Source organism: Saccharopolyspora sp. NPDC000359 (assembly GCF_040300525.1).
Lineage (GTDB): Bacteria > Actinomycetota > Actinomycetes > Mycobacteriales > Pseudonocardiaceae > Saccharopolyspora.
Genome location: NZ_JBEPDU010000005.1, coordinates 177,616 through 193,445 on the forward strand (window position 1 = coordinate 177,616; position 15,830 = coordinate 193,445).

At 72.2% G+C, this 15,830-nt stretch carries 16 protein-coding genes; 9 read left to right on the plus strand and 7 right to left on the minus strand.

Annotation, left to right across the window (positions count from 1 at the left end; all coding sequences use genetic code 11):
• Positions 1–74: 74 nt before the first annotated feature.
• Positions 75–1,031: an HpcH/HpaI aldolase/citrate lyase family protein gene (locus ABT324_RS05850; RefSeq protein WP_351172252.1), complete on the minus strand. Its 957-nt coding sequence runs from the start codon at positions 1,029–1,031 to the stop codon at positions 75–77.
• A gap of 162 nt (positions 1,032–1,193) precedes the next feature.
• Between ABT324_RS05850 and ABT324_RS05855 the strand changes: the two genes are divergently transcribed.
• On the plus strand, positions 1,194–2,483 hold the full coding sequence (locus ABT324_RS05855; protein WP_351172255.1) for a magnesium transporter MgtE N-terminal domain-containing protein: 1,290 nt from the start codon (positions 1,194–1,196) through the stop codon (positions 2,481–2,483).
• Positions 2,483–3,007: a DUF1003 domain-containing protein gene (locus ABT324_RS05860; RefSeq protein WP_351172258.1), complete on the plus strand. Its 525-nt coding sequence runs from the start codon at positions 2,483–2,485 to the stop codon at positions 3,005–3,007. The genes ABT324_RS05855 and ABT324_RS05860 overlap by 1 nt, the downstream gene beginning before the upstream one ends.
• Before the next feature lie 97 nt (positions 3,008–3,104).
• Here ABT324_RS05860 and ABT324_RS05865 read toward each other — a convergent pair whose 3' ends face one another.
• Together ABT324_RS05865 and ABT324_RS05870 are read right to left on the minus strand one after the other, a co-directional pair.
• Complete coding sequence (locus ABT324_RS05865; protein WP_351172261.1) at positions 3,105–3,518, minus strand: NUDIX hydrolase; 414 nt, start codon at positions 3,516–3,518, stop codon at positions 3,105–3,107.
• Between the two features lie 4 nt (positions 3,519–3,522).
• Positions 3,523–3,966 carry a MarR family winged helix-turn-helix transcriptional regulator gene (locus ABT324_RS05870; RefSeq protein WP_351172264.1) on the minus strand — a complete coding sequence of 148 codons (444 nt, stop codon included), beginning with the start codon at positions 3,964–3,966 and terminating at the stop codon, positions 3,523–3,525.
• 237 nt (positions 3,967–4,203) lie between these two features.
• On the opposite strand from ABT324_RS05870, the gene ABT324_RS05875 reads away from it, so the two are divergent.
• Positions 4,204–5,343: an Mrp/NBP35 family ATP-binding protein gene (locus ABT324_RS05875; RefSeq protein WP_351172267.1), complete on the plus strand. Its 1,140-nt coding sequence runs from the start codon at positions 4,204–4,206 to the stop codon at positions 5,341–5,343.
• Between the two features lie 4 nt (positions 5,344–5,347).
• Here the strand turns inward: ABT324_RS05875 and ABT324_RS05880 are convergent, their stop codons facing one another.
• The gene (locus ABT324_RS05880) at positions 5,348–5,950 is read right to left on the minus strand and encodes an O-methyltransferase (protein WP_351172270.1); all 603 of its coding nucleotides are present in this window, start codon (positions 5,948–5,950) and stop codon (positions 5,348–5,350) included.
• 287 nt (positions 5,951–6,237) lie between these two features.
• On the opposite strand from ABT324_RS05880, the gene sigE reads away from it, so the two are divergent.
• The 4 genes from sigE (at position 6,238) to tatB (ending at position 10,064) form a co-directional block, all read left to right on the plus strand.
• The gene (gene sigE / locus ABT324_RS05885; protein ID WP_351172273.1) at positions 6,238–6,831 is read left to right on the plus strand and encodes an RNA polymerase sigma factor SigE; all 594 of its coding nucleotides are present in this window, start codon (positions 6,238–6,240) and stop codon (positions 6,829–6,831) included.
• A 5-nt stretch (positions 6,832–6,836) separates the two neighbouring features.
• Positions 6,837–7,559 (plus strand): zf-HC2 domain-containing protein, encoded by a 723-nt coding sequence (locus ABT324_RS05890; RefSeq protein WP_351172276.1) that lies wholly within the window; start codon positions 6,837–6,839, stop codon positions 7,557–7,559.
• A 318-nt stretch (positions 7,560–7,877) separates the two neighbouring features.
• Entirely contained in the window at positions 7,878–9,542 is a 1,665-nt protein-coding gene (locus ABT324_RS05895; RefSeq protein WP_351172279.1) for a trypsin-like peptidase domain-containing protein, read from the plus strand.
• Between the two features lie 141 nt (positions 9,543–9,683).
• On the plus strand, positions 9,684–10,064 hold the full coding sequence (gene tatB, locus ABT324_RS05900) for a Sec-independent protein translocase protein TatB (RefSeq protein WP_351172282.1): 381 nt from the start codon (positions 9,684–9,686) through the stop codon (positions 10,062–10,064).
• Here the strand turns inward: tatB and ABT324_RS05905 are convergent.
• On the minus strand, positions 9,964–11,220 hold the full coding sequence (locus ABT324_RS05905; RefSeq protein WP_351172285.1) for an MFS transporter: 1,257 nt from the start codon (positions 11,218–11,220) through the stop codon (positions 9,964–9,966). The genes tatB and ABT324_RS05905 overlap by 101 nt on opposite strands.
• A 63-nt stretch (positions 11,221–11,283) precedes the next feature.
• On the opposite strand from ABT324_RS05905, the gene ABT324_RS05910 reads away from it, so the two are divergent.
• Complete coding sequence (locus ABT324_RS05910) at positions 11,284–12,219, plus strand: LysR family transcriptional regulator (RefSeq protein WP_351172288.1); 936 nt, start codon at positions 11,284–11,286, stop codon at positions 12,217–12,219.
• Positions 12,220–12,600: 381 nt separating this feature from the next.
• Here the strand turns inward: ABT324_RS05910 and ABT324_RS05915 are convergent, their stop codons facing one another.
• Together ABT324_RS05915 and ABT324_RS05920 are read right to left on the minus strand one after the other, a co-directional pair.
• Complete coding sequence (locus tag ABT324_RS05915; RefSeq protein WP_351172291.1) at positions 12,601–14,184, minus strand: leucyl aminopeptidase family protein; 1,584 nt, start codon at positions 14,182–14,184, stop codon at positions 12,601–12,603.
• 241 nt (positions 14,185–14,425) lie between these two features.
• Entirely contained in the window at positions 14,426–14,593 is a 168-nt protein-coding gene (locus tag ABT324_RS05920; RefSeq protein WP_009949794.1) for a DUF3117 domain-containing protein, read from the minus strand.
• Between the two features lie 383 nt (positions 14,594–14,976).
• Here ABT324_RS05920 and ABT324_RS05925 point away from each other — a divergent pair, with 383 nt between their 5' ends.
• Positions 14,977–15,765, plus strand: a complete 789-nt coding sequence (locus ABT324_RS05925; protein ID WP_351172294.1) for an enoyl-CoA hydratase-related protein — start codon at positions 14,977–14,979, stop codon at positions 15,763–15,765.
• The last annotated feature ends 65 nt before the right edge of the window (positions 15,766–15,830 follow it).

Here is a 15,830-nt window from a genome sequence, read left to right on the forward strand (position 1 = left end):
CCCGTTGCCCCGAACCTCAACCCTGGCGGACCAACCCGGTGCGGTGCCGCATGGTGAGCGGGGCGCTCGGGCCGTCACCCCTCCGGTGGGGTCCAGCGGTCCGTCCGGGGCATCCCCGCGGCCCGCCCCTTGCCCGCGATGACCAAGGCCATCTTGCGGGAGGCCTCGTCGATCATCTCGTCGCCGAGCATCGCCGCGCCGCGCGCACCACCGGCGGCCGAGGTGTGCCACTCGTAGGCGTCCAGGATGTTCTCGGCGTGGTCGTAGTCCTCCTGGCGTGGGGAGAACAGCTCGTTCACCGCGTCCACCTGGGCCGGGTGCAGGACCCACTTGCCGTCGAAGCCCAGCGCAGCCGTGCGACCGCCGACCCGCCGCAGCCCGTCGACGTCCTTGATCTGCAGGTACGGCCCGTCGATGGCCTGGATCCCGGCCGCGCGGGCCGCGATCAGGATCCGCATCAAGGTGTAGTGGTAGGCGTCGCCCACGTCGTAGCCCGGGGGCTGGTGGCCCACCACCAGGGAGCGCATGTTGATCGAGGCCATGAAGTCCGCGGGCCCGTAGACCAGCGCCGCCACCCGCGGCGAGGCGGTGGCGATCGCGTCCACCTCGACCAGCCCGGCGGCGTCCTCGACCTGCGGCTCGATGCCGATCCGGCCGACCTCCAGGCCGGTCGCGCGCTCGACCTGGGTCAGCGTCAGGTCCAGCCACCGCACGTGGTCGGGGGTGCTCACCTTGGGCAGGATGATGGTGTCGAGCTCGGCGCCCGCGCCCTCCACGACGGTCACCACGTCCCGGTAGGTCCACTCGGTGTCCAGCGCGTTGACCCGCACCGAGCGGATCTTGCCGTCCCAGCCGCCCTCGTTGAGCGCGCCGACGATCCGCTCCCGCGCCTCGGCCTTGGCCAGCGGCGCCACCGCGTCCTCGAGGTCCAGGAAGAACTGGTCGACGGCCAGCCCGCGCGCCTTGTCGATCATCTTCGCGCTGGAGCCGGGCACCGCCAGGCAGCTGCGCCGCGCACGTCGACCGTCCACGTTGTCCTCCCGAGAAAACCTGGTGCTGGTTGCGCGTCGCCCGAGCGGCTGAGGCCCCCGACGACTGCTGCTGGTTGTGTACCACGCCCCCGGGCGGGGCAGGGCGTGCCGGAGGTCACCTGCCGGGCAGCGGACCGACCGCGAAGTGCCTAACCTGATCGCGTGGTTGCCGCGACCAGGGTGTTCGCCGCCCGGATGGCCGGTCTGCCGGTCTTCGGGCCGGATGGCGAATCGATCGGTCGAGTGCGCGACGTGGTCGCCGGGCTCAGCATCGGGCGGCGGCCGCCACGCGTGCTCGGCGTGGTCGTCGAGCTGCCCGCGCACCGCGGCATCTTCGTGCCGATGCTGCGGGTCACCAGGATCGAACCCAACGCGGTGACGCTGGCGACCGGATCGGTGAACCTGCGGCAGTTCCACCAGCGCCCCAACGAACTGCTGGTGCTCGGCCAGCTCCTCGACGCCCGCGTCACCATCGACGCATCCGGCGCCCCCGCCGTGCTGGTCGACGTCGCGATGGAGCAGACCCGCACCCGCGACTGGCAGCTGTCCAAGCTCGCCGTCCGCGAGCGCACCGGGCGGCTCGGCCGCCGCGGCCCCACCCAGGTGCTGGACTGGGACCAGGTGACCGGCCTGGAGTTCGCCGAGGTCACCGGCCGTCCGCAGGGCGTGCAGCAGCTGCTGGCCATGTTCGACACGATGCGCGCCGTCGACGTCGCCAGCACCCTGCACGACCTGCCGACCAAGCGCCGTTACGAGGTCGCCGAGGCGCTCGACGACGAGCGGCTCGCCGACGTCGTGGCGGAGCTGCCCGAGGACGACCAGAAGGACCTGCTGCGCCACCTCGACGAGGACCGCGCCGCCGACGTGCTGGGCGCGATGAGCCCGGACGACGCCGCCGACCTGCTCGCCGAGCTGTCCGAAGTGGACAAGGACCGGCTGCTCGACCTGATGGCCCCGGAGGAGTCGGCCCCGGTCAAGCGGCTGCTGGAGTATTCCTCCGACACCGCGGGCGGCCTGATGACGCCGGAACCGGTCGTCGTCGCGCCGGACGCCACGATCGCCGAAGCGCTCGCCATGGTCCGCAACCCGGACCTGCCGGTGGCGCTGTCCAGCCTGGTGTTCGTCTGCCGTCCGCCGTCGGCCACCCCGACCGGGCGCTACCTGGGCTGCGTGCACATCCAGCGGCTGCTCCGCGAACCACCGTCCACTCTGGTCGCCGGGGCGCTGGACACCGACCTGGCCAGCCTCTCCCCGCAGGACCCGTTGACCGAGGTGACCCGCTACTTCGCCGCCTACAACCTGGTGTGCGGGCCGGTGCTGGACGACGAGGAGCATCTCGTCGGCGCGGTCACCGTCGACGACGTGCTGGACCACCTGCTGCCGGAGGGCTGGCGGGAGAGCGGGCTGCCGGAAGCCGAACCGAACCAGCCGACGGACCGGGAGGCGCGCTGATGCCCGAGCTGCTGACCCATCGACGACTCGACCAGCCCCGCACGCCGCACCACCTGGCCCTGCGGTTCGACCGGGAGATGTTCGGCCGGTTCTCCGAGCGCATCGCGCGGTTCCTGGGCACCGGCACGTTCCTGTTCTGGATGACCGTCTTCGTCATCACCTGGATCGGGGTGAACCTGTTCGCGGTCGGCCTGCGCTGGGACCCGTACCCGTTCATCCTGCTCAACCTGGCCTTCTCCACCCAGGCGTCCTACGCCGCGCCGCTGATCCTGCTGGCGCAGAACCGCCAGGACGACCGGGACCGCATCTCGCTGGAGGAGGACCGGGCGCGCGCCGAGCAGACCAAGGCCGACACCGACTTCCTGGCCCGCGAGCTGGCGGCCCTGCGCCTGGCGATCGGCGAGGTCGCCACCCGCGACTACCTGCGCGGCGAGCTGGACCGGCTCCGCGAGGAGCTCCCCGGTCCACGCCCCACGACGGACAAGCGCCGCACCCGGAACCCAACCAGGACCGAGGAGCCCTGACTCCGCACTTCCACTGGAACTGTGACCCCCGTCGGCACGTCGGTCACCCGGCACCACAGTCTCGTCGGCATGACGGGCACGCGGCGTGCCACAGCGGTCAGGACGGGTCGAGGTCGGCGTAGAGGGCGACGATCGCCGGGGCCGTGACCGGGCGGGCCAGGTACTCCTCGCGGGTCATCCAGGCCAGTTCGGCGATCTCCGCCGCCGGTTCCGGCTCGCCGTCCAGCTCGCCGAAGTAGCAGCTCAGCGACACCTGGACGCCCTCGCCCTGACCGACCGCGTCGGTCTCGTAGCGGCGGTAGAAGTCCGCGCCCAGCAGCCCGACGCCCAGCTCCTCCCGGACCTCCCGGTGCAGCGCCTGCACCTCGGTCTCGCCGGGATCGATCTTGCCGCCGGGCAGGTAGAACGCGTCCTGGTAACCGGCGCGGACCAGCAACAACCTGCGGTCCGCGAACCGAACCAGCCCGACGGCGCGGATCACCTCGGGCGCGGAGTACTTCGCTTCAGGCACACCCTCATGCTTGCGCACGCTGCCCGGGCGGCGACGGCACGCCCCCGTCGGCCAGCCGCTCGCAGGTGCGCATCAGCGCCTCCAGCTCGCCCGCCGTCGCCGACAGGAAGTACCGCGCGACGCCGTTGCGGTGCGTCGAGGTCGCCGTCCGCAGCCGGTGCTCGCCACGTTCGGTGATCACCGCCTGGACCCCGCGGCCGTCGGAATCCACCCGGACCCGCTGCACCAGCCCGAGCCGTTCGAGCCGGTCCACCAGCCGGGTCACCCCGGAGCGGGAGAGCAGCACCACGTCGGCCAGCTCCGTCATGCGCAACCGGCGGTCCGGCGCCTCGGCCAGCGCTTCCAGGACGTCGTAGGCGGCCAGCGTCAGCCGTTGCTCGGCGATCAGGTCGCCCTCCAGGCAGCGCGTGACCCGGGCGTGCGCGCGGAGGAAGCTGCGGTACGCCATCAACTCGCTTCGCGTCGGTAATCGGTCAAGAGCCGTCTCGGCCACGGGGACTGATATTACGGTCCGCGTTCGACTGACTCCGCAGCGCCCCCGCCGAAAGATCGGCCGTCACCCCGCGTAGCGCCATCGCCCCTGTTCCGGACGGGCTACCGGTCCGTAGCATTGGAGTCGCCCCGAAGGGGCGGTGTGAGAGCCTTGGCCTCTCCGCGAAGTTCCCAACAGCTTGCCGAGGTAACCGTGACCAGTACGCAGTCCGCGCCCACCGAGGACGCCGTCCGCAAGGCCCTCAGCCAGGTCGAGGACCCGGAGATCCGGCGACCGATCACCGATCTCGGCATGGTCAAGAGCGTGTCTGTCGGCGAGGACGGCGCCGTCGCGGTCGAGGTGTACCTGACGGTCAAGGGCTGCCCGATGCGGGAGACCATCACCCAGCGGGTCACCTCCGCCGTCTCCGCGGTCGACGGCGTCAGCTCGGTCCAGGTCGAGCTGGACGTGATGAGCGACGAGCAGCGCACCGAGCTGCGCAAGATGCTGCGCGGTGACGCCGCCGAGCCACGCATCCCGTTCGCCGAGCCGGGCTCGATGACCCGGGTGTACTGCGTGGCCTCCGGCAAGGGCGGCGTGGGCAAGTCCAGCGTGACGGTGAACCTCGCCGCCGCGATGGCCCAGCGCGGGCTGTCCGTGGGCGTGGTGGACGCCGACATCTACGGCCACTCGGTGCCGCGGATGCTGGGCGCGGGCGGCAAGCCCACCCAGGTGGAGAAGATGATCATGCCGCCGCAGTCGCACGGCGTGAAGGTCATCTCGATCGGCATGTTCACCCCGGGCAACACCCCGGTGGTCTGGCGCGGCCCGATGCTGCACCGCGCGCTGCAGCAGTTCCTCGCCGACGTGTTCTGGGGCGACCTCGACGTGCTGCTGCTGGACCTGCCCCCGGGCACCGGCGACGTGGCGCTGTCCACCGCCCAGCTCATCCCGAACGCCGAGATCCTGGTGGTCACCACCCCGCAGCAGGCGGCGGCCGAGGTGGCCGAGCGCGCCGGGGCGATCGCCATGCAGACCCGCCAGCGGCTGGCCGGCGTGGTGGAGAACATGTCCTGGATGGAGCTGCCCGACGGCCAGCGGATGGAGGTCTTCGGCTCCGGCGGCGGCCAGCTGGTCGCGGACTCGCTGACCCGCTCGATCGGCACCGACGTCCCGCTGCTCGGCCAGGTGCCGCTGGACCCGCGGCTGCGCGAGGCGGGCGACTCCGGCACCCCGCTGGTTTTGGAGGCCCCGGACTCCCCGGCCGCGGTGGTGCTCAACGACATCGCCAAGCGCCTCTCCACCCGCTCCCGCGGCCTGGCCGGCAAGCTCCTGTCGGTGTCCCCGGCCTGAGCGCTCAGGCCTGCTTGGTGATGGCGAGCAGGCCCGGGCCGGTCGGCAGGGTCACCGGGACCAGGCTGTCGTCGGCCTGGACCTCGCTGATCAGCTCGCGCATGGCCTGGGCCATCGCGTTGCGCGTGTCCGGTCCCGCCAGCTGGGTCCCGGCGAAGACGATCACGCCGCCCGGGCGCAGCAGGCGCAGACCCAGCTCCAGGTACTGCGGGTACTCGGTGGTGGCGATGTTCACCGAGACCAGGTCGTAGCCGCCCTCGGTGAGGCGGGGCATCAGGTCGACGGCCCGACCGGCGATCAGCCGGGTGCGCCCGGCCGGGATCCCCGCCTCGCGCAGCGTCCCGCGGGCCGCGCGGTGCACCGCCGCGTCCGCGTCGATCGAGGTCACGACGCCGTCGGGCATCATGCCGCGGAGCAGCCACAACGCGGTCTCCCCGGAGCCGGTGCCGACCTCGACGACGGCCTTCGCCCGCAGCGCCGCCGCGAGGAAGCGCAGCACGTGCAGCGGCGAAGCCCCGACCGACGTGCCCTGCGGGCCGTCGGGCATGCGCAGCGGTGTCTTCTCGCGGCCCGCGGGCCCGGCACCGAGCGGCGTCTCGGGAATCACAACGCGAAAGGTTATCGATGTTGTGCTCATCCGTGACCCGCGCCGTCGACATCGTTAGTGGGCCGTTTCCGGCAACCCCGGCAGCGACCTGGATCACGTCAGGTTCTCAGGCTGCTCTCAGGCGCTTATTAAGGCCACCTCACCAGGGCGGACGACACTAGTAGCGTCATGACCTACACCCTTCGGCGTCTTCCCACCGAGGGGGTCGGGAACAACCAGCCCGGCCCAGTCGTTCTGGTAGATGCACAGCGCAGGAGGTGGCTTTTCGCCCAATGGCAACTCAGCCGATGAGTGTGGCCCCCAGTGCTCGACCGAGCACCGGAGCTCAACCCAGCACGGTCTCGCCCGCTGAGGAGGTCGCCTGGACCCCGCCGTCGTGGGACGACGTCGTGCGGCAGCACGCCGACCGGGTGTACCGGCTGGCGTACCGCCTGACCGGTAACCAGCACGACGCCGAGGACCTCACCCAGGAGACCTTCATCCGGGTGTTCCGCTCGCTGGCGTCGTACAAGCCCGGCACGTTCGAGGGCTGGCTGCACCGGATCACCACGAACCTGTTCCTGGACATGGCCCGCCGCAGGTCCCGCCTGCGGATGGAGGGCCTGCCCGAGGACACCGACCGGCTGCCCGGTGGTGACCCGAGCCCGGAGCAGGTGTTCCAGGACACCCACCTCGACCCCGACCTGCAGGCGGCGTTGGACGAGCTGCCCCCGGAGTTCCGGGCCGCAGTGGTCCTCTGCGACGTCGAGGGCCTCTCCTACGAGGAGATCGGGACGACGCTGGGCGTCAAGCTCGGCACGGTCCGCAGCCGGATCCACCGCGGGCGCCAGATGCTGAAGGCCACCTTGGAATCTCGCCGCGAGCAAGCCCGGGAGGTTTGAGACGGATGACGGTTTTGCGTGGGTGGGGTCTGCCCGAGCAGCACCTCGCGCTGGACGCGATCGTCGCTTTCGTGGACGGGGAACTGAGCCCGAACGCCCATGACCGCGCCGCCGCCCACCTGGCCCGGTGCCCCGCGTGCACCGCGGATGCCGCTGCTCAGCGGCAGGCGCGGGCCGCGGTGAAGGCCGCCGGGACCCCGTCGATCTCGCCGAAGCTCCTGCAGGCCCTGCAGGCCATACCGACGCACGCCGAGCTGCCCAGCCAACCGGAAGGCCTGGCGCTGACCGAGGACGGCCAGCTGGTCACCGTCTCCCGCCCCGACCGCGCGAACCGGTTCGGCACCGGCCCGGTCCTGGGTTCCACCACGCCGCTCGGCGGCGGTCAGCAGCCACTGGGCAGCGCCCACCCTTTCGCTGGTGAGCCCGAGCCGTCCCGCCGCGTGGGGCGGCGCACCAAGCAGGGCGCCGGTGTGGTGTTCTCCGGCCTGGTGCTCGGGGCGCTCGCGCTGATGAACCTGCCAGCCGACGAGGACGGTGTCCACCGGGTTCCGGGTCTGCCCGGACCGCAGCCGGGCGAGGAGTTCGCCGTGGTCCCGGCCTCCGCCCGCGAGGCGCTGCCCCCGGAGACGACGAGCTCCGAACCACCCGCGCCCCTGGTCGCCGCGGTCGTCCCCTCCCCCGACGAACCGACCCCCACCACGACCACGAGCAGCGCCCCGCACAACTGACCCGAGCCCCCGGCGGCAGGCCCCCTGCTGCCCGGAGCTTGTTGGTCCCCAGGCCTCTCCTTCCACAACGCGATTCCACTGGGAGTTGGACATCCGATTCCCTTTGGGATCGCGTTGTGACCACGTGCGGGGCACGAGGTGCCGCCAGGTCGGGGCGGCTCTGGCGGCTGGATGCGGGTTTTCGCGCACTCCAACACGGACTTCACCGGGGGCGCGGCAGAATGGGCAGGCCGGTAGTGGGTCCAGTGCCGGTGGCACGGGTACCTCGCCCGTGTGATCCACTCGAGGGGACGAGTCCGACCGCATGCCCGGGGAGCGATGACCGACCAGCCAGGAACGCCCGCGCAGGGCCCGGACCACGAGCAGGGACGGCAGGGGGACCCCCGCGCAGGCCAGCCAGACCGCAACGGGCGCCCCGCTCAGCCGGTGCACCCGTGGCAGGGCGCGTCCACCGGGGCGCGCGGTGTGCCCGCCAGCGCCGCCCCGCCGCCCGCCAGGGTGAACGGCTCCGCGGAACCACCCCGCCTGGCGCCCAAGCCGCTGCACCGCCCCCCGGTAGACCCCGCGCAGAGCTCGTCGTTCCGGCGTCCCCCGGGGGTGACCGGGAGCTTCGACCCGAACCGGCGCAACTTGCCGGTGCGCGGCATCGAGGGCACCACTCCCCCGGCAGCCCCGCTGGCCAGCGCTTTCGGCCGCCCGGAGGACAGCACCGAGCAGCTCCAGCGGGCGCCCGGCGAGCAGCCCGCCACGCCCGAGCCCGCCGAGGATCCGGTGCTGTGGAACTCCGACGAGCGCGACCCGTGGCGCAACCCGGCCGCGGGCGCTGTGCTCGGCCCGCCCGCCGCGTCCGTCGAGCAGGAAGAGTCCGAACCGACCGAGGCCGGTCCGCTGCTGAGCGTCCGCGAGGTCCTGTTCGGGCGCCGGGTGGAGACCCGCGCGCTGGTGATCCTCACCGTGATCGTCGTGCTCATCGGCCTCGTTGGTGGCTTCCTCGGGCGGATCACCGCTGAGGAGGGCAACCCGCTGCTCAACCCGTCCGTGACGTTGGCCGAGGTGGAGCCCGCCCAGGACCGGCCGAAGGGCACGGTGGCCGCCGTCGCGCAGCGCGTGGTGCCCGCCGTGGTCTCCATCGAGGTGCGCGTCGGCGCGCAGGGCGGCAGCGGTTCCGGCGTGGTCATCGACGGCGACGGCTACGTGGTGACCAACAACCACGTCGTCTCGATGGCCGCGGACACCCCGAACGCGAAGGTCTCCGCGGTCTTCCACGACGGCACGCGGGCCCCGGCCCGGATCGTCGGGCGAGACGTCAAGACCGACCTCGCGGTGATCAAGGTCGAGGTGTCCAACCCGACCGTCGCCCAGCTCGGCGACTCCGACGCCCTCTCCGTCGGCGACGACGTGATCGCCATCGGCTCCCCGCTGGGCCTGGCGGGCACGGTGACCACCGGCATCGTCAGCTCGGTGCACCGCCCGATGCGGTTGGCAGGGGAGGGCACCGACACCAACGCGGTGATCGACGCGATCCAGACCGACGCCGCGATCAACCCGGGCAACTCCGGTGGTGCGCTGGTCGACGGCAACGGCGCGGTGGTCGGCATCAACAGCGCGATCCGCACGCTGGGTGCCGGTGGCGAGGGCGGTTCGATCGGGTTGGGCTTCGCGATCCCGATCGACGACGTGCGGCGGATCGCCCAGGAGCTGATCCGCACCGGCCACGTCCAGCACGCCGACCTCGGGGTGAACGCCAAGTCGGTGAGCGATGGCCTGGCCGACGGCGCCCAGGTGCAGAACGTGCAGGACGGCAGCGCCGCGGCGGCGGCCGGGATCGCCGAGGGTGACGTGATCATCCGGGTCGGTGAGCGCAAGGTCGGCAGCGCGGACGAGCTGGTCGTGGCCGTGGACCGGCACCAGGTCGGCGAGCAAATCCCGGTCGCCGTGGTGCGGCAGGGCCGCGAGCTGGTCCTGGACGTGACGCTGCGGTGAACCTCTGCACACCTCCACCGGAAGGCACCGTGTTCGGCCACTTCCCCCTCCAACCCGCGACGCCCGGTCGGTACGCTGGGGGCGTTGGCAGCTCGCGTGGTGCTGGACCGCGGGCGGCGAGGACCCGGAGGTAGTCGAGAGGTGTTCGATAGCATCGGCTGGCCTGAGCTCCTCGTGCTCATCGTGGTCGGCCTGTTCGTGCTCGGGCCGGAGCGCCTGCCGCAGGGCGCCGCGTGGCTGGGCAAGACCGTCCGCCAGGTCAAGGAGTACGCGACCGGGGCGCGCGACCACATCAAGTCCGAGCTCGGCCCGGAGTTCGACGACCTGCGCAAACCGCTGGAAGACCTGCGGGGCATCCGCAACTTCAACCCGCGCTCGGCGGTCACCAAGCACCTCTTCGACGGGGAGAACCCGCTCGACCTCAACTCGAACGGGAACGGCCAGCCGCCGACCCAGCCGAAGCCCCAGCAGCGCCCGCTGGCGCCTGGCGAGCGCCCGCCCTTCGACTCCGACGCGACCTGACCTGCGCGATCCACACCGCGACAGCTGCGACCGCGAGCCAGCAGCAGAGCAGCGCCGTCATGCCGGACCAGCTCCAAGCACCGTAGGCCGCGCCACCGACCACACCACCGACGCTGCTGCCGCCGTAGTAGGCCAGCTGGTACAGCGCCGAGGCCTGGCCACGGGCCTGCGCTGACGCCTGGACGCCGACCCAGCCGCTGGCCACCGAGTGCGCGGCGAAGAACCCGCCGGTGAACACCACCAAGCCGACCACGATCAGGCCCAGGTCATCGGCGAGCATCAGCAGGAGTCCCAGCACCGTCACGGCGAGCCCGCTGAGCAGGACCCGCGTGCGCCCGTACCGGTCGGCGGCGCGCCCGGCGAACGCCGAGGTCGCGGTGCCCGCTGCGTAGGCGAGGAACGCGAGTGCGGCCAGCGCCGGGGGCACCAGCAGCGGCGGCGCGGTGAGGCGAAAGCCCAGGACGTTGTAGACCGTGACGAACGTGCCCATGCCCAGGGCAGCGACTAGGTACGGCGCGTAGAGCACGGGATCCCGCAGCGCCGCGCGCAGCCCGCCGAGCAGCGGCGCGAGCGCGAGCGGCTTGCGGCGGTGGTTCTGCTCGGCGGGCAGCAGCACCACGAAGAGCGCCGTGCAGACCGCGGCCAGCAGGGACACGGCCAGCACCCCGCCCCGCCAACCCGCGAAGTCCCCGACCACACCGCCCAGCAGGCGGCCGGTCATGCCGCCGATGGTGGTGCCCGCGACGTAGAGGCCCATCGCGGCACCCAGGTTCTTCCCGCCGGTCTCCTCCGCCAGGTACGCGGTCGCGACGGCGGCCAGCCCGGCGATCGCGACGCCCTGCACCAGGCGGATCGCCACGAGGACGGCGAAGACCGGCACCCACGGCAGCAGCAGGCCCAGCACCTCGGCCACGAGTAGCGCTCCGATCATGACCCGGCGGCGGCCGACGACCTCGGCGAGCGCGCCGAGCGGGATGGCCGCCACCGCCAGTCCGAGCGTCGCGGCCGAGATCAGCAGCGCGACCGTGCCCGGAGCCAGCGCGAACGCGTCGGCGAACTGCGGTAGCACCGGCTGCGGCGCGTAGAGCAGGGCGAACAACGCCAGCGCGCCGAGCAGCAGGGCGATGCGGATTCTGGTGGTGCGTGCCTGGTCCACGCAGCCGAAATTAAGCTCCGCCAACTAATGCGTCCAATGCGCTGATGCCGCAAAATCGATGCGGTGGTGGATCAGTCGCAGCCCTTCGACAACCCGTCCCAGCTCGCGGCCCACTTGGCCCCTGCGCTGGCGATGCTGCGCGCGGTCGCGGCGGAGGGGCATCTCACACGCGCTGCGGAGTCCCTCGGCATCCCGCAACCCACGGTCAGCCGCACCCTCGCCAAACTGGGCGAACAGCTCGGCGCACCAGTCATCGCCCGCCGGGGCCGCGGGATCCACCTGACCCGGGCGGGCACCTTGCTCGCCGAAGCCGCCGAGAACGCGATGCAGCAGCTGGAGGCGGGCTGCCGCGCGGTGGTCGAGGAGCTCGACCCCGACCGCGGCCAGGTGACCTTCGGCTTCCAGCACACGATGGGCAGCACCCTGGTACCAGCGCTCCTGCGCAGCTTCCGGGACGAGCACCCCCGGGTCCGCTTCTCCCTGGTCCAAGGCGCCCGCGACGAACTGCTCGCCCGGACCTGGGCCGGCGAGATCGACCTCTGCCTGATCGCCCCGCTCCCCACGAACGACCCCCGCTGGTCCACCGCCACGATCCGAGAAGAACCCCTGGTAGCAGTCCTGCCCACCCACCACCGCCTGGCCCACCGCAGGACCCTCCGCCTCACCGACCTGGCAGCGGAGGAGTTCATCGCGATGCGCCCCGGCTACGGCCTCCGCCACATCTTCACTCACCTGGCCCGGGAAGCAGGCTTCGAACCGAGGATTTCGTTCGAGAGCGAAGAGGTGGACACGGTGAGAGGCCTGGTAGCAGCAGGCCTAGGAGTAGCCCTTCTACCAGAATCCCCCCGGACCCCACCCCCAGGCACGAAGGAAATCCCCCTGGACCCCCCGAGAAAAAGGAGAACAGGCCTGACCTGGCCAAGAAACCAGCCCCTGAACCCTGCAACAGGAACCTTCAAAGCCCACACCCTGGGAACAAACCCCCAAGCCAACCCCTAACCCCAAACCGCACATCGAACCCCGCACCACGACCGACGGACCAGAACCGAACCCAGCACCACCACCCCAAACGCGGCGGCACCACAACCTGAGGATCAGCGGCGAACCTCACGCAACTTCGATTGAAACTGCCTCACCTCGCCACCGCAGCGTCCGTCGAGGACGACGGCAATTTCGATTGAAATTGCTACAAGCCAAAACGCAACCACCCACCGCTTCGAACCCGACTGGACCAGGCACGCAACGAGACCCCTCCTCCACCCCACCCCATTACCACCACAGATCCCCAAGCCTCGCCCAAGCCCCACCACAGACCCCCCAAACCCCACCGCCCGCAGGGCACCCCACCTCAGGGGCGCCCCACGGGCGGCGGGCCACACCTCACCCCGCCACGAGCCCAGCCGCGAGCTCCACCAGGCTCCGGGCCGCGAACCCGGTCCCACCGGTCACGACCTCGTCGTAGTCCTTCTCCGCCCGCGCGGGGCCCGCGATGTCCAGGTGCGCCCACGGCAGCCCGCCGGTGAACTCCCGCAGGAACAGCGCCGCGGTGATGCCGCCGGGCCCGGTGGGGGTCTGCCTGACGTCCGCCAGCTCGCCCTTGACGGCTTCCGCGTGGTCTTCGACCAGCGGCATCCGCCACCAGGCCTCGCCGCTGCGCTGACCAGCGGCGCGGACCTGCTCGGCCAGGTCCCCGTCGGTGGCGAACAGCCCGCCGGTGCGCAGGCCGAGCGCGACCTTCATCGCGCCGGTGAGCGTGGCGACGTCCACCAGCAGGTCGGGTTCGTGCTTGTCGACGGCGTAGGCGAGGGCGTCGGCGAGCACCATCCGGCCTTCGGCGTCGGTGTTGCCGACTTCGGTGGTGGTGCCGCCGTAGTGGCGGACGACGTCCCCGGGCCGGTAGGCGCTGCCGGACACGTGGTTCTCCGCCGAGGGCACCAGGCCGGTCACCTTGATCGGCAGGCCGAGGCGGGCGATGGTCAGCAGTGCCGCGATCACCGCACCGCCGCCGGACATGTCGGTGCGCATCAGGTGCATGCCTTCGGCGGGCTTGATGGAGATGCCGCCGGTGTCGAAGGTGATGCCCTTGCCGACCAGCACCAGGTGCGGACCCGCCGCGTCCTTCGGGCGGTAGGCGAGTTCCAGCAGCCGGGGTGGGCGGGACGACCCGCCGCCGACGGCGAGGATGCCGCCGAATCCGTGGTCGGCGAGCCACTTCTCGTCGCGCACGGTGGCGGTCAGGTCCGGGGCGTCGGCGGCGAGTTCCGCGGCCAGGCCGGTGAGCCAGGCCGGGTCCTTGGTGTTCGACGGGGTGTTCGCGAGGTCGCGGGCCAGGGAGGTGGCCGCCGCCAGCGCGCGGGCGCGCTGGACCTGCTCGCCCAGCGCCGCCACGTCAGCACCTTCCGGCGCGACGAGCAGGACCTTCCGCAGCCGCGGCGGCACCGGGCCGCGCGACACCCGGAACCGGTAGCCGCCGAGCGCGAGGCCCAGCGTCAGCGCCGAGGCGGTCTCGCCGTCGACGTCCGCGGGCAGCTTGACCTGGAGGTAGTCGGCGTCGGACGCCTCGCCGAGGTCACCGGTCTCGTCGTCGGACTCGGCCACGTCGTTGAGCCGCTCGCGGACCGCACGCGCCAGCGCACCACCCGCGCTGCGCCACTTCGCCGGCTCGCCGGACCCGACTCCGACGGCCCAGCCGAGCCCGCCGGTGCGCAGCGGCAGCGCGCGGACCGCACCGGCCGAGGCCGATGCGCCGATGGCCTCCAGCACGGCGACGTCCACATCGAACTGTTCGGCTGCGGCCGCCAGCTCGGGCCCCGACTCGCCGTCGGCGACCGGAACCGCGCCGGGCACGCCGTCGCGCCACTGCCGGACGACCTCCACTTCGACCAGAGCGGTCGGGATCGCGGGCAGCGCCGGGTCCGCGTCGCGGACCGGGCGGGCGGGGCGGAACACTGAGGCACCGGACACGAAAAGACCTTCCTGCGCGAACGGGCCGCGCACTCTCGTAACTACCGTCGTCACCCGGCCGGTCACGATCCGCACCCGGCCACGGGGACCTGCCTGTCGACGACGGCCCCGGTGCCCACCTCGGCACCGGGGCCCCGACCGCGGCGAAGAGTGCTCGCCACCCGTCGTCGACGCTGCGCTGACGCCTCGGGTCCGGGAGGGGCCGCGCCCGCGGCACCTCCGAGATCGCCGGCCGGCGGCCTCAGCCGGTGGCGGACTCCAGGGCGTCGCCCAGGTTCTTGGCCTCCTCGACGGACATCTCGACGACGAGCCGCCCACCACCCTCAAGTGGAACGCGCATCACGATGCCGCGTCCCTCCTTAGTCACCTCGAGGGGACCGTCACCGGTCCGGGGCTTCATGGCCGCCATAGCGTGCTCCCTCCGTGAACTCTTACCCCGCTGATCGCCACAACCAGCTCGGGTTCACCCCCATTCTCCCCCATCCCGAGGCTGGGACGAAACCGAACCGATCAACTCGTGTCGCCCGTGCGCTGGTCGAATGCCCGCGGCGGCTGGCAGACTCAGCGCCCGTGCGGGCTGTTTCGCGGCCGCCGCGGGTCACCTGGCGGCGGCGCGGAGCGGCCGACGCGCCGCGGGTCGCCGCGGGCGGCGGGCCACCGCCACCTTGCCCCCGGTCACCTGCGACAACACTGTCCACCTGGGACATCGCGCGACCCGCGGAGTCCACTTTGGAACCCGGTGCGCCGTCCCGGCCGAGAAGCCGCAGCGGACCGCGAGGCAAGGAGTTCGAAGTGACCGACGTACTGCTGACCGAGGACACCGCCGGTGTGCGCCTGCTCACGTTGAACCGCCCCGAGTCGTTCAACTCGCTCAACGTCGAGCTCAAGCAGGCCCTGATCAGCGCATTGCGCGACGCGGCAGCCGACGACTCGGTGCGCGCCGTGGTGATCACCGGCGCGGGCAGGGCGTTCTGCGCCGGGCAGGACCTCAAGGAGCACGTCGCGCTGCTGGAGGCCGACGACCCGAGCCCGTTGAAGACGGTGGAGGAGCACTACAACCCGATCATCCGGGCCGTGACGAGCATGCCGAAGCCGGTGATCGCGGCGGTCAACGGCACCGCCGCGGGCGCGGGCGCGTCGCTGGCCTACGCCTGCGACCTGCGGGTGGCGTCCTCGGACGCGAAGTTCCTGATGGCCTTCGCCAACGTCGGCCTGTCCACCGACTCCGGCGCGTCCTGGACGCTGCCCCGGCTGATCGGCTACGGCCGGGCGATGGAGATGCTGCTGCTGGCCGAGCCGGTGGCGGCCGAGGACGCGCTGCGCATCGGCATGGTGAACCGCGTGGTCGGCGAGGGCGAAGCGCGCGGTGCGGCCATGGAGCTGGCGACCCGCATGGCGGCTGGTCCGACGTTCGCCTACGCCCGGATCAAGGAGACCGCGCAGGCCGCGGCGGCCGAGGGCTTGGCCGAGGCCCTGGCGGTGGAGGCCGGGGCGCAGGCGGAGGCCGGGGCGACGGCTGACCACCGCGAGGCGGTGGCCGCCTTCGTCGCCAAGCGCAACCCGAACTTCACCGGCCGCTGAGAGCCGACGGGGGTCGTGAGTGCGTAACAGTGGTAGAACAAACGTTAGCACCAAACACCAACCCC